Annotated in this window: 11 protein-coding genes; all 11 read right to left on the reverse strand. The window is 51.3% G+C overall.

Annotated features, from left to right (window positions below):
• Nucleotides 1-14 precede the first annotated feature (14 nt).
• The 11 genes from NWF31_RS10250 to NWF31_RS10300 all read right to left on the reverse strand — a co-directional run bounded on the left by NWF31_RS10250 (nt 15) and on the right by NWF31_RS10300 (nt 12,879).
• The gene (locus NWF31_RS10250; RefSeq protein ID WP_258360404.1) at nt 15-785 is read right to left on the reverse strand and encodes an SDR family NAD(P)-dependent oxidoreductase; all 771 of its coding nucleotides are present in this window, start codon (nt 783-785) and stop codon (nt 15-17) included.
• A gap of 37 nt (nt 786-822) precedes the next feature.
• Nucleotides 823-1,683, reverse strand: a complete 861-nt coding sequence (locus tag NWF31_RS10255) for a beta-keto acid cleavage family enzyme (RefSeq protein WP_258360405.1) — start codon at nt 1,681-1,683, stop codon at nt 823-825.
• Between the two features lie 27 nt (nt 1,684-1,710).
• On the reverse strand, nt 1,711-2,661 hold the full coding sequence (locus NWF31_RS10260; RefSeq protein ID WP_258360406.1) for a 3-hydroxyacyl-CoA dehydrogenase family protein: 951 nt from the start codon (nt 2,659-2,661) through the stop codon (nt 1,711-1,713).
• 16 nt (nt 2,662-2,677) lie between these two features.
• On the reverse strand, nt 2,678-3,013 hold the full coding sequence (locus tag NWF31_RS10265) for a cupin domain-containing protein (RefSeq protein WP_258360407.1): 336 nt from the start codon (nt 3,011-3,013) through the stop codon (nt 2,678-2,680).
• A gap of 46 nt (nt 3,014-3,059) precedes the next feature.
• Entirely contained in the window at nt 3,060-3,572 is a 513-nt protein-coding gene (locus NWF31_RS10270; protein WP_258360408.1) for a TRAP transporter small permease subunit, read from the reverse strand.
• A 99-nt stretch (nt 3,573-3,671) separates the two neighbouring features.
• Nucleotides 3,672-4,775 (reverse strand): TRAP transporter substrate-binding protein, encoded by a 1,104-nt coding sequence (locus NWF31_RS10275; protein ID WP_258360409.1) that lies wholly within the window; start codon nt 4,773-4,775, stop codon nt 3,672-3,674.
• A 104-nt stretch (nt 4,776-4,879) separates the two neighbouring features.
• Nucleotides 4,880-6,184 carry a TRAP transporter large permease gene (locus NWF31_RS10280; protein WP_258360410.1) on the reverse strand — a complete coding sequence of 435 codons (1,305 nt, stop codon included), beginning with the start codon at nt 6,182-6,184 and terminating at the stop codon, nt 4,880-4,882.
• 317 nt (nt 6,185-6,501) lie between these two features.
• On the reverse strand, nt 6,502-7,341 hold the full coding sequence (locus NWF31_RS10285; RefSeq protein ID WP_258360411.1) for a 4Fe-4S dicluster domain-containing protein: 840 nt from the start codon (nt 7,339-7,341) through the stop codon (nt 6,502-6,504).
• Nucleotides 7,338-10,304, reverse strand: coding sequence for a molybdopterin-dependent oxidoreductase (locus NWF31_RS10290; protein WP_258360412.1), 2,967 nt, complete (start codon nt 10,302-10,304; stop codon nt 7,338-7,340). Before NWF31_RS10290 ends, NWF31_RS10285 begins: the two co-directional genes overlap by 4 nt.
• A gap of 284 nt (nt 10,305-10,588) precedes the next feature.
• The gene (locus tag NWF31_RS10295) at nt 10,589-10,927 is read right to left on the reverse strand and encodes a DUF3870 domain-containing protein (protein ID WP_258360413.1); all 339 of its coding nucleotides are present in this window, start codon (nt 10,925-10,927) and stop codon (nt 10,589-10,591) included.
• 23 nt (nt 10,928-10,950) lie between these two features.
• Nucleotides 10,951-12,879 (reverse strand): sigma 54-interacting transcriptional regulator, encoded by a 1,929-nt coding sequence (locus NWF31_RS10300; protein ID WP_258360414.1) that lies wholly within the window; start codon nt 12,877-12,879, stop codon nt 10,951-10,953.
• Between the last annotated feature and the right edge of the window lie 487 nt (nt 12,880-13,366).

Below are 13,366 nucleotides of genomic sequence, written 5' to 3' on the forward strand. Positions count from 1 at the left end.
TTTTTACCACCTTCCTATCCTATAGCAGTCAACCCGCCGTCGACATAGATGATCTGGCCGGTTACAAATTCGGCCGCATCAGAAGCCAGGAATACGACTGCCCCAACTACATCGTTAGCCAGTCCCAGGCGTCCCCAGGGGATATTACGCAGGTATTTTTCCGTACGGCCTGGTTCCTGCATTTGCTTTTCCGTAAATTTGGTGGCGATGAGGGCCGGGCCGACAGCATTAACGTTAACCTTGTAGGGCGCCCACTCGGCTGCCAGGCAGCGGGTAATCATATCTACTGCCGCTTTCGTCGCGCAATAGCCAGAATTCCCGCCGGCGTTAGCCCGTACCCCCCGGACGGAAGAAACATTCACAATTTTACCGTATCTCTTTTCCACCATCACCCGCCCGAACTCTTTACAAGTGATCATGGTCCCCTTTACGTTAGCATCGAACAGCCTCTGCCACTCATTTATGGGGAAATCCAGGGCCATGGCCTTGACATTGAAGCCATGGGCGTTGACCAGGATGTCAACTGTTCCTAACTGCTTTACTACTTGCTGCACGAGTGCCGCCACACTGGCCTCGTTGGTAACATCCGCCACCAGGGGCAAAATTTCTGCATCCAGTTCCGTTGCTATCTCTTCCGCAGTTTTCTTCAAACTTTCTATGTTCCGGCTGGTGATTACCACCTTTGCTCCCTGAGCAGCCAGGCCGCGGGCTATCGCCGATCCAATACCCCCGGCACCACCGGTAACTACCGCCACCCTTTGGGAAAGATCAAACATCGCTCCCATTTTCCGCCTCACCTTCTCCTAAACGGTTTTACCCGATTCAAGACTTTAAGGGCTTGAGCCCGAGTATCTTCCTGGCTTCTTCCGGTGTGGCCGGTTCCTTACCCAATTCCCGCGCGATCCTGACTGAACGCGCCACTAGCTGGGCGTTGCTCTTTGCCAGTTCTCCCTTGCGGTAATAAATATTATCCTCCAGGCCCACCCGGATGCAGCAACCCAGAACCATAGCCATAGTGGTCAAGGGGAGCTGGGCAGCACCGACAGCAGATACGTTGATAATCGCCTCAGCGGGAGCAAAATCAATAAGGGACATCAGGTACTTCGGTGTTGCCTCGACAGCACCCTGGTATTTCATGCCCATAACCAGGTTAATATAAAAAGGCTTTTCGATAAGGTTTTTATCAATAAGGTTCTGCACATCGCGGAACATGGAGTGGCTATAAACTTCCATTTCCGGCTTGATCTCTCGTTCCTTCATCGCCCTGGCCCAGGCCTCAATATCGCTCGGGGAATTGGAGAATGTCGTCCCGGCATAGGCACCGCTGACGCGAAGCAGGGTGCCCATATTCAGCGAGGCCATTTCCGGCCGGGCTTCCAGGCATTTCACTCGCTCTTCAAGGGACAAGTTGGCGCCGCCACCGGTACTATCCTGGAGTATGAGATCGCACCTGGCCCGGATTTTTTCGTGGATCTCCCCGTACACGGCTGGATCCCCGGTCGGTTTTCCTTGCCGGTCCCTGGCATGGATATGCACAATGGCAGCACCTTCGTTGTAACACTCGTACGCCGCCTGAGCTATTTCATCAGGCTGCTCGGGTACAGCCGGGGTCATGGCCTTGGTAACCATGGCCCCGGTGACGCTTACGGTGATAATAACTTTATCCTGCGGGAGTGTAATCATTGTGTCACAAACCTCCAATTGTTTCCTTTACAACTTCTCGAGGCAAAAACCTGTGCCAGCAAAGACCCTGAGCAACCTGCGATCCCGCTCTTTAAGAATCTCTTCTGTCTTCCGGCCGGAGTAATCATAAAAGCCTTTACCCGTCTTAACTCCCAGGCAGCCGGCCTCCACCAGGCCAAATAATGAGCTGGGCCGGTTGTTTTCGGGTGCCTCGCTGAACTCCGGGTTCTCCAGATTGCGCGCGCTCAGGTCAAGTCCCGTAAAGTCGTAGCGCTGCACTACCCCCACTACCATCATCCGCGGGGCCAGGCTGGCCTTGACTGCCAGGTCCAGGGCCTCGGCATCAATAAAGCCATTATCCAGGAGGTAGAAGATCTCCCGGCCCAGGGCGCGCTGCAGCCGGTTGATAACGAAACCGGGGACGAATTTATTAAGCACCACCGGTACCTTACCTATAGCTGTGAGCAACGAGGTAACCGCCTCTACCGTGGCTTCTGAGGTCTGCGGCCCCTTCACCACTTCTACCAGCGGTACCACCTGCGGCGGGGCAAACCAGTGCGCTATGGCCGTGAGCGAAGGCCTGGGCGTAATCGAAAAAATGTCCAGGTAAGAAGTATTGCTCGTGAATATGGTATGTCGCGGGCATATCCCATCCAGCTCACGAAATACCTCCTGTTTTACTTCCTTCTTTTCGACCACAGTTTCAACTACCAGGTCCGCCCCGGCACCGACCTCCTCCAGGAAGCGGGTTGGCCTTATGCGCGCCAATATCACCTCCTTCTCCCCGGCACCCAGGAGACCTTCCTCGATAAATACATCCAGGCTCGCCTCGATGACCCTGAGCGCCCGGTCCAGGGTTTCCTGGCGGCGGGTATAAAGGGATACTTCCAGGCCGTGCCTGGCAAAACTCTGGGCTATCCCCGGCCCCATAGTACCGGCGCCGATGACGGCCACTTTAGCGATGGACCCGTTATGCATCTTCAAATCACCCTTGCTACTTCACCTCAGCCGTGACCACCAGGATAGTGGCCGGCCGGTTGTTATTAACCTCTATTTCCCTTTCCTCCCCCGGAGGGATATATACCAGGTCGCCTTCATTCAGCACGTACTCAGCCTCATGGCCCCGCACAGTTATTGACCCAGCCAGTACGTAGTACGCGCGTTCCAGGGGTGAGGTCGACATCTCAGCCCCGCCGTTCGGTAAAAAGTGCGACATAGATACCGTAACTCCCCTGGTCTCCACCTCCGGGCTAACCATCTTGATGCCCCACATATGGAAATGCTTGCGGGCATCGTATACCCTGCCCTCGCCGGCCTTTACGACCTTCATGGTTTCTTCCCTCTCTTTTTAGACAAGATTGCTTCCTGCCGCTTGGCTAGTAATTCCTGTATAACAGCCTGCTAACCGCGACCAGGAAATCACCCAGCAGGACCAGGCACAGCACCACGTAGCCTATCACTTCGACCGCAACAAAGGGGTAATTGGGTATAAACAAGACGCCCGAGGTCGACTTGCTGATATACATGGTCTTGGTCTGTAAAATTCCGGCATAGACAAAGATGCACATGAGAAAAAAGGCCACAACAGCGTTTACCAATTCTTGCACCACCTGGGCCCTGTTACCCAGCTTGTTGTACAGGATCTCCACGCTGACGTTCTTTTTTTCCGCCTGTGCATGCCCGATGCACAGGAAAACAGTGAGCACCATGGTGTATTCAACTATTTCGTAGGCCCCGAGCACACCCTTCCCAAAATAGCGGCAGGTCACATCCACCACCGTCACCATCATCATGACCATGAGGAATATTATCCCGATGTTGTTTGTGACCCGCGCCAAACCGTTTATCGCAGCAGCAATCCTGAAACCGAAACTGTCTCTGGCATCCATCTGCCCCCCACCTTCCCTCGAAACTATTAGCGAGCACTGCTCCAGGGGAAGCTCCCCCGGCGGGAAAAACTTCCCGCCGGAGGTGTAATTATTGGCTTTCTACTGGCCGGTGTATTTCTTGATCAGTTTTTGCGTTTCCTCGAGAACTGTCTTGGCCGGCTTCTTGGAGGCTTCCATATCATTTACCCATTTATCCCATACTTTCTGGGCCACGGAGACCCACCGCTGCTGCTCTTCCGGTGTGAGCGGGATTATTTCCTTATTTAGTTCCTTCACCCGAGCCCTGGCCTGTTTCTCGCTCTCGTCAAACACTTTGCCAAAGTGCTGGGCCGCAAATTGCCCGCTGACTTCTTCTATCGCCTTCTGCACGTCCGCAGGCAGGCTGTTCCACTTTTGCTCGTTCATGATGATCCAGAACGGGGCGATGAACAAATTGACATCCGTAATATAGTTGGATACCTCGGGCAACCGGAAGCCCTTGATCCCTTGCCAGTCGATCGAGTAGCCGTCGATAGTGCCCTTCTGCATGTTTTCAAATATATCCGGCGCCGGGATCAGGACCGGCAGGGCGCCTGCTTGCTTCATAAATTCGGTCGGCGGGCCGGCCGGTGTTCTCACCTTGAGCCCCTTCAAGTCTTCCAGTGTCCGTACGGCTTTCTTGCTGGTGCCAATCGGGTTAACTGCATTGCAATGGAGCGCCAGTACCTTCACCCCGGGAAACTCGCCCTTCAAATACGGGGTGTTGGCATACAGGTCCCACAGGACCTTGCTCCCCACTTCCGCGCTGGGTATGCCCAGCATGGGCAGGTCGATAACCTCGGTCATGGGGAAGCGTCCCGGGAAGAAGCCGACAAACCCCCAGGCTATGTCGGCAATCCCGTTGGTCACCATCTCATAGGCATCCTTGGCCTTACCTAGGGTCTCAGCGGGATAGATGGTGATCTTAACCTTGCCGTTGGTGCGCTCCTCGATCATTTTGGCCCACTGCTCGACGCCATTGCGGGCAAAGTCCGAAGTCGGCGGGTCGTGATGGTGGAACTTGAGCTCAATCACACTGCCGCCTGCCTGTCCCTTGTCGGCGGCCTTGTCCTGGGACGCCTGCTGTTTCTGCCCGCATCCCGCCAGTACCAGACCCGCTATGGCCAGTACACTGGCAAACGCCATAACCCTTTTCAACATAATAAACTCATGCCTCCTTTCCAAATTCTCCAATTCCCAATTGTACCTTGACTCCTAAACTACTTTCTCCTCCATTACTCTTTTATACTTTTTCCTTGATACTACCACCCCCCCCATTCTTTATTTATTTAAAATTTCATAAGCGAAGGTAACCATGTCGCTAATTGCGGGAATATGAACAAGACGAGCTGAAAGACTACTATAGTTAGCACATACGGCAAAACTCTCCTGAAAAGTCCTTCCAGCTTGATCTTTTCGCTAATGCCTTTGACAACGTAAAGATTCATCCCTACAGGCGGGGTAATTAATCCCTCTTCCACGCAGGTGACGGCCAGTACCCCGAACCATATGGGATCAAAACCTATATTCTGTATAACCGGGAAAAAGATAGGCACGGTGAGAAGCAGCATGGCAAGACTGTCCATAAAACACCCTAATATCAGATAAACAATCATTATCCCAACGATGATTAAATACCTGGAAACCTCTAGCCCGGAAATAAAGTTTGCTATCACCATTGGTAATTTGGCTAACGACATAAAGTATCCAAAAATCATGGCGCCGATCAGGATGGTGAAAATCATGGCCGAAGTCTTGCCGGTTTCCAGGAGGGAATAGACGAATTTCTCCCACGACAGCTGCCTGGTGCCGACAGCATATAGAAAGGTGAGAAAGGTCCCCACGGCCGCCGCTTCTGTGGCCGTAAAAATCCCCACGTATATGCCGCCCATAGTAATGACGAAGATAATTGCTATGGGCAACATCCCCCTTACGGCGTGCCACATGTCAGCCAGGCTGTGCCTGGGACCGGGTGGTGCAAGCTGCGGATAACGGGAGGCAATGAGATAGGCCGTAATCATGTACATGAGCATGAGGACTGCACCCGGTATAACGCAGGCTATAATCATCTTGCCTATGGATTGCTCTGTCAGTATCGCATAAAGTACAATCGGGACACCCGGGGGGATGAAGCTCCCCAGGCTACCCCCCGCCACAACGCTGGCCCCGGCAAAGCTGGAGTCATATTTATACTTGTCCATTTCCGGCAAGGCGACCTTGCCCAAGGCACCTGCAGTGGCGGGGCTCGATCCGCATATGGCACCGAATAAACCACAGGCCAGGATGGTGGCCATGGCCAGGCCGCCTTTGAGGTGGCCAATGACCTTATAGACGGCATTGTATAGGCCTTCCGTCAGGCCGCAGCGGGAAGCAAATTCTCCCATCAGAATGAAAAGGGGTATAACGCTCAAGTTATAAGAAGACACGGTCGAATAGGGTACTGTCTTCAGGACACCCATGGCAGCGGGCAAGCTGTTGACGAGCATCACTCCTACGAAGCCTACCAGGGCCATGATAAAACCAATGGGCATGCGTGTCAGCATGAGAAGTAAAAGCACGATGATTCCTAAAAGTCCAATAGTAGTGATCTCCATATAATCCCGGATCTCCTCCCTTTTTATTAAATATTTACTTGCAAGTAGCGTGCCAGGACCGGAATCACAAATGTGCTGCTAAACAAGCTGTTAACAATACTGGGGCCAGGCATGCTTATGTTTTTATTTTTTAACATTTTCTTTTTATTGATGTTGTTTTGTTTGCATTTATAAACATTTTTTTAAGGATCTATGATAATTATTAGCCAATAAGCAACACGCAGGCGTAACGCCTTTCGCCAATCCCCATTCAAGGGCCCTTGAGCTAGTTTTCCCGGGACCAGGATTGGCGATTCGCATTCATCTAATGCCCATTGCTACAAAAATATTGTCCCTACATTAAGGCTGGTTTTTAAGTCAACTTCAACACTTTTCTTCAAAAGCCCGTCAAAGTATATCTCAATAATATACAATCCGCTATTCGCCGGCAAACCGTCAAACCTGAAATCACCAAAGCAGTCAGTAAGAACCTCATCAATCCTGGCCTGGTTATGCAGCAATAATACTCTCGCTCCTCCGGCGCACTCGGTTTTTCCTTCTTTTTCTATTGCTACGCTGCCGCTTATAAAGCATTTGTTATAGAGGTACAGGTTCTTGTAATATACCCCGGGACTTGTATTGTGCTCGGGGTCCAGGACTTCCAGTTTTTCGTCTTTTTTCATGCGTTCTATTTCCGCTTCGCTGGCATGCTCTAACCTCAGGGCGCCCGTGGGGCAGGCCTGGACGCAGCGGGTCTTTCCCCACCCCTGGTCGATCAGGTGGGCGCAGAAGGTGCATTTCTGGGGGATCTCTCTTTCTTGATTCCACCAGATCATGCCGTAGGGGCATGTTTTGATCAGGTCTTCCCGCCCTTTTGCTTTTTGGGGGTCGATGATGACGATGCCATCCTGGCGTTTATAAATCGCACCCCCGGCAGCCTCGACGCAGGGCGCGTTGTTACAGTGCAGGCAAAGCCTGGCCAGGTATTTGACGTCGATATGTGGGTACTGGCCTCTTTCTATCCGCTGGATGTTTATCCATTTATGCCCGTGGCGCGGCTGTGGTAAGGTATACCCCGGCCATTCATTGTCGACGAATTCGTCTTTGCAGGCCAGCATGCAGTTATGGCAGCCGATGCATTTTTCCAGGTCATATATGAGGTAGTATCGTTTGTTCATGCTACTTCTCCTCCTTCCCATTTTGTTATTTCTACCAGGCAGGAGTTGGCGGCCATGCCGTGCGATTTTTCGATGATCATCCGGCTCGGGGTGAGCAAATTGATGCAGCCGCCCCGGTCTGCTGAGTTGCCGGGTTCTCCTACGGGTTCATAGAGTGCCGATGATTCGTAGGCGTGTACCGTCCCGGGGCGGACGCGTCCTGTTACCTGGGCCGCGCATATTACTTCTCCCCGGTCGTTGAATACTTTGACCAGGTCTTTGTTTTTAATCCCGCGTGCGGCTGCGTCTTCGGGATTTATTCTTATTACCCAGTAATAGTGCCCGTCTATCAGTACCCTGTGATCTTCTATTTCGTTTATGAAACTGTCTTTGCCGTCTCCCATGGTATGAAAGCTGTAGCGCGGGTGGGGAGATATCAGCTGCAATGGATATTTTTTATATAGTTCGGTTGTGTGCGGCCCTTCCCATGCCGGTATGTATTTGCATATTACCGGCCGTTCCGGGTCGTCCGGGTCGAAGCGTTTAAGGCTTGAGCATTCGAATTCTATCTTGCCGGACTGGGTCTGCAGCCCTCTGCCGTACTCTTCGGTATAGTCTGCCGGCAGCGGGGATATTTCCGGTGTGTCTTTGGGCCGGTCTTCGGCATACCAGCGGTAGGCTACCGGGTCCCTGAGTTCTTCCGGCGGGTTGGGTACGACAAAGTAGCCTTTCTTGAGAAATTGTTTCCATGAGATGTATTTTGGTAGATCGCTGGCGTCAAACATCCTCTTGCACCAGTCTAATTCCGTCATGCCTTCGGAATATGGTATGGCCAGCCCCAGCCGCTTGGCCAGTTCTAAAAAGATTTGGTAATCGGATTTGGATTCGCCCAGGGGCTCGATGCATTTGTGCTGCAATACCACGACGCGGTGGTTGCACTGGGTGTAGGAGTGGTTGATGTATCCCCCGCAGTTGGCGAATTCGCCTATATCCCAGCGTTCGAAGCTGGTGCAGGCCGGCAGGATGATGTCGGCAAATCTGGCTTCTCCTTCAAACCATATGGACTGGTTGACGACGAATTCCAGTTCTTCCGAGCGGTAGGCCCTGGTATAACGGTTGGTGTCTACCATCGTGCCGAAATGGGAACCGCCGTATTTATAGTACATCCTGACCTTCGGGTAGCCCGGCGCCGGGTATGCATATTTGAAGAACTGGCCTTCTATGGTCTTAGGATTTTTGGGATAACCCGTGCACCGGCCTTCCAGGATGGCTTCGGGGATTTTCAGCCGGGGAACCCTTTGATAGACCGTGTTGATGGTCGGCAGCTGGGGCATGCGCTGGTACAGGTTCGCAGCCATGGCCGTGCCTTCTAAGTCTCCTGATAGCCCTCCTTCGGCGTAGCCCGGGAAATAGAATTTGGTGTTTACCGGTGTCCCCTGCTGCAGGCAGCCCATGTTGACGCCGGGCTTGCCCAGGCCCTGCATGGCCATCAGGCACACCATGGCCCGCGCCCACTGCGTCCCTGTGGCCGTGCGGCAGGCGCCGCCAAAGCCTATTATGCCCCCGGCGGCCAGGTAGGTCTTCCTTTGCCCCCATTCCCGGGCTAGCGCCCGCACGTCTTTGGCGGGTACCCCTGTTTCTTTTTCCTGCCATTCCGGGGTCTTGGGGATCCCGTCTTCTTTCCCCAGGATATAATCCCGCCATTTTTCAAATCCTACCGTGCGGGTGGCTACATAGTTATGATCGTACAGGTTTTCCGTTATCCAGACATAGGCTATGGCCAGGGCCATGGCGCTGTCGGTTCCCGGTTTCGGGGCCAGCCATTTGCCTCCCAGCCAGGCGGCCGTGTGGTTGTAGTAGGGGTCGATGTGGACCATCTTGATCCCCAGTTCTTTCAGCCATTGTCGCCGTATCGTCCCTTCATGGGCTCCATAGACGCCGCTGGTGGCTTCCGGGTCGCTGGACCAGAATACTACCATCTCGCAGTTTTTTAGCAGGTCTTCTACCGTGCTGTAGGTTTCCGCCCCGCCCAGGCGCATGGTGTGGCCCCAGTGATGCACCGCCCCCCAGTACCAGCCTTCCCAGCTGTCGGGATTAGATTCTACCGGTGTAAACCCGATTGAGTTGAAGAAGCGCAGCCTGCTGCTGAGCCAGTAGCCCAGGTTCCCCCAGGTGTGGTGCGAGCCGCTGCCGTTCATTATGGCTCCCGGGCCATATTCGCGTTTTACGCGTTTTATCTCGCTGGCGACAATGTCCAGGGCCTCGTCCCAGCTTATCCTTTCATACCCTGATATCCCGCGGTTCTGCGGGTTCCTGTTGCCGTTCGGGTCAAAATCTACCCGCTTCATGGGGTACAGCAGCCGGTCCGGTGAATAGACCATTGATTTCCAGGCCAGGGCATAAGGAGTAACCGTCGTCTTCCGGGGAGGGGTAAAGTTTATGCCCCGCGCTTTGATGCTCCAGGGGGTGGCATCTTTTTCGTCGAATTCTATGGGGGTGATCCGGATGATCTTGCCGTCCTTTACATAGACGAAAACCGGTCCCCCGTTGGTATTGCTGGTATACCTCTTAACGCCATTACCCATATCGGTACCGTATTCCATGCCCAGGGTGAAAAGCTGATTCAGCGTTTCAAAAAACCACATTACCAGGTCATCGGGGCCTTGCAGGGTTATTTGCATGTTCTTCCCCGCATTAATAAAGTCCAGCTGGTTCCTGTTGGGCTTCATAATTCTGGCCGCTATATCGGTATCTTCAAAGGCCATACATATATCCGGGCAGGGGTGGACCCCTTTTCTTGAAGTCACTTTGCCGTTTTCAAATATATAATACCGGCCCGATGAATTATCTTTTAGTTTTATCTGGGCTACGATATTCTTTTCTGCTAAATGCCTGGCATATGAAGGGTATCGCTTTGCTTTTTGACGAATGAGTTTTTCTAACCCATAGAGTGTAGTGCGAAACTGCATATCTTTAAATGTCATTTGCTTTATCCTCCTACCTACGCATGCTCCCTTACATGAAACAGGTTGCCGGCACAGTTGCTAGTAACAACGACGCCTCGTTGTTCTCCTAGGTCAAAGGAAATCTCACCCCCGTTTATTAAAATAAAAAGCCCAACTCCAATACAAACGCAAAAGCTTTGATAGCTTATTGCGCTTTTCCCCGAGTTGGGCTTGCTTACTTTGTAACGGAAGGGCATTCCGTTACCATAAACAAGCTATTTTTCAGTTTTCTCCTTAGATTATAACCACTTAAATTCCTGCGGTCAAGCGGTTATATTAGTCCTATTAAGGTTTTTCTTCACAATAAGGTAACGGTTATAGGCTGCATACAGGGCATTAATTAAGGCCTTCTTAGAAACAAGGTGTACACGCTCTTCAATTTCAGCAATAACAGGATCTAAACCCTCATCCAGGGACCGGCCGCGCAGAATATCGGCCATAAAGTGGTTGCACATCTCGCAGTAAATCGGAAAATAACATTCCATGACCAGGCCGGAATCCATATCTACCTCTAATAGCACCGTTAAATACTTATACTTTTCATAGATGTCCGTTCCCTGCGGGAGCTGCGCTTGACCACAGAAAATATGCGTTTTCCTCATGAAGCCTCCTTCACCCTCCACCTTCAAGCATTACTGTCAAGATTAACTTTTTTTAGCTTCTTCCACAAGGTAGCCCTGCTCACACCCAGCACCTTTGCCAGTTCTGACTTATTGCCATGAAAATTACTGTACGCCTGGCTAAGAAGCTGGTTCTCCATGCGTTCCAAAGTATCAAGTTCAATGATAATCTTCTGCTGGCTATCCTCTTGGCCTGCGCCGTTTACCATCTCGGCAATAAGGCTGCGTAATACCGACCATTTCCTGGAATTGGTCTCTCCCAGGGCCAGATATCTTTCAACAAACCCCTGTAATTCCCTTACGTTTCCCGGCCAGTCATATTTTCCCATTTCAGCAAGTAAACAAGCAGGCACGCCAGCCCGCTCTGAAGTTGAAGATATAGAGAGCTTTTCCATAAAAAAATCAAATAATATTGCTATATCTTCCTTGCGCTCCCGCAAAGGAGGAACGCGCAGTCGTAATATATTCAAACGGTAAAACAAATCCTGCCTGAAGCTGCCCTTGCGAACTGCCTCCTCCAGATCGCGATTGGTAGCAGCAATAACCCTCACATCTATAGGAATAACATGATTCCCGCCTACCCTCATGATTTCTTTTTCCTGCAATACCCTTAACAACCGCGTCTGGAGCTGCGTGCTTAGCTCTCCGATCTCGTCCAGGAAAATGGTGCCGCCGTGGGCCAGTTCAAATAGCCCTACCTTGCCCCCTTTCTTGGCACCTGTAAAGGCCCCCTCGTCATATCCGAATAGCTCACTTTCCAGTAAGGTCTCCGGTACAGCGGAGCAGTTGATAGCCACAAAAGGTCCCGTTCTTCTTACGCTTTCTTTGTGAATGGCATGAGCAAATAATTCCTTGCCGACTCCGGTCTCACCAACGATAAGTACTGTCCCCTCAGAACGAGCATAATTCCGGGCTTCTTTTATCGTTTTTTTAATGGCAGCCGATCGCCCTTTTATATCCTCAAAACCAAACTTGGCCACCAGCCCCTTGGCATGGAGCTCTCTTCTAATTTTTTCCTCGATTCTCTTCACGCGCTCGGCCTGTTGAAAAGTCACAACCAGCCCTACGTTCTCCTCCTCCACCAGGAGCGGCCTCCGCCAAACAACAACATGGTTCTGGTTTACTTCTATAATCTCGCTTTTAACTTCCTTGCCATCACCATAGATGTGCCTGATAGGGTTTACTACTAAAAAATCTTTTATCGGCTTGCCTAAAATTGCTGCCGCCTTAACACCCAGGATTTTTTCTGCGGCCGGGTTAAACACCGTCACCAGTTCCTTATCATTTACAGCTATTACGCCGTCCTGGATGCCGTTCAGGATGGTTGTCAGTTGCAATTCTCTTCTTTTATCACTTCGTTTAATATCGATTATTTCTATCGCCTGGCGAAATGCCTCCTCTATAGTTTCCCTCTGGCATTGTACAAGTATAGCCCTGAACCCTTGTGCCTGCGCCATCTCGGCAATAAAAGCCTCCAGGCACACAACGAGCTCAATCTCGCTGTCCCGCGCCTCTTTCAACTTCTCTAACGCCTGGCGTTCATTTCGGCAAACAAAAACCTGAAAATCAAACTTGAGCATGCGTGACATCAATTCATAGTCAAAATTTTGCACATAGGTCCCCGCATCAAAAACCGCCACTTTACCTGACAATTGCGCGGCCCGGTAGAGAGCCTGGATAACATCAAAGCTGGTAAAATCCACCCTCACCACCGGTAAAGCTAATTCATGGCGGCTTAAAACTTTTGCCCCCGGCGTCCGGGCAATAATTACCTGTATCTCGCCCTCTTTTTCCCAGGCTTTGGCAGTTTCCACTACCCTTGCTATAGGAGGGCTCTCTATCCTGGCGCGCAGGCCCCATTTCCTTGCTATTTCTTCCGAAAGAGCAAAAAACTCAGGATATGGAGCTAGGATCCCTATATCAAATTTCCCCATATTTCCTGCTTCCCGTCCCTCCCCATTAGCTGCTTCAAAATTATAATATCAACCACATTTATCCAAGTTTAACTATGTACTGTTTGCGGTTTTCCTGTTTAATATAGCAGACTATCGCTGCGTGAGCCTTTATTGAGGGCAATAAGGCTGGTCCCGCAGTGTGTTTAAGTCCCTCTCTGCGGTCTCGAGATACTTTCGCCACCGTTTGCGGGTGCGCGGATAAACCACCGACTCTTTGTCCGCTCTGTTACAAGCGTAGCGTGGTTCTTACAATTCCACTCGGATGTGCTAGATTTAAACATAGAGGCGCTCCCTTCCCGGGACGGAATAATTTATTGCTAATCTAATTTTTGACCGAACTTGATACAATACTAATCATTACTTTTATTCTGTCATATCCTGCGCTATTAATCAACCCCATCCGGCCAAAAGATATATCCTCTTCAAGACGCCTAGAAGATGATACACACCTGGATATCCTGCCCTG

This window comes from Neomoorella sulfitireducens (genome assembly GCF_024733845.1).
Classification (GTDB): Bacteria; Bacillota; DSM-521; order Neomoorellales; family Neomoorellaceae; genus Neomoorella; species Neomoorella sulfitireducens.

Excerpts from the sequence above, each read along its gene's own strand:
- NWF31_RS10270 (WP_258360408.1), bottom strand. The coding sequence starts at position 3,572 with ATGGATGCCAGAGACAGTTTCGGTTTCAGGATTGCTGCTGCGATAAAC.
- NWF31_RS10255 (WP_258360405.1), bottom strand. The coding sequence starts at position 1,683 with ATGATTACACTCCCGCAGGATAAAGTTATTATCACCGTAAGCGTCACC.
- NWF31_RS10260 (WP_258360406.1), bottom strand. The coding sequence starts at position 2,661 with ATGCATAACGGGTCCATCGCTAAAGTGGCCGTCATCGGCGCCGGTACT.
- NWF31_RS10265 (WP_258360407.1), bottom strand. The coding sequence starts at position 3,013 with ATGAAGGTCGTAAAGGCCGGCGAGGGCAGGGTATACGATGCCCGCAAG.
- NWF31_RS10290 (WP_258360412.1), bottom strand. The coding sequence starts at position 10,304 with ATGACATTTAAAGATATGCAGTTTCGCACTACACTCTATGGGTTAGAA.
- NWF31_RS10280 (WP_258360410.1), bottom strand. The coding sequence starts at position 6,184 with ATGGAGATCACTACTATTGGACTTTTAGGAATCATCGTGCTTTTACTT.
- NWF31_RS10250 (WP_258360404.1), bottom strand. The coding sequence starts at position 785 with ATGGGAGCGATGTTTGATCTTTCCCAAAGGGTGGCGGTAGTTACCGGT.
- NWF31_RS10285 (WP_258360411.1), bottom strand. The coding sequence starts at position 7,341 with ATGAACAAACGATACTACCTCATATATGACCTGGAAAAATGCATCGGC.
- NWF31_RS10300 (WP_258360414.1), bottom strand. The coding sequence starts at position 12,879 with ATGGGGAAATTTGATATAGGGATCCTAGCTCCATATCCTGAGTTTTTT.
- NWF31_RS10295 (WP_258360413.1), bottom strand. The coding sequence starts at position 10,927 with ATGAGGAAAACGCATATTTTCTGTGGTCAAGCGCAGCTCCCGCAGGGA.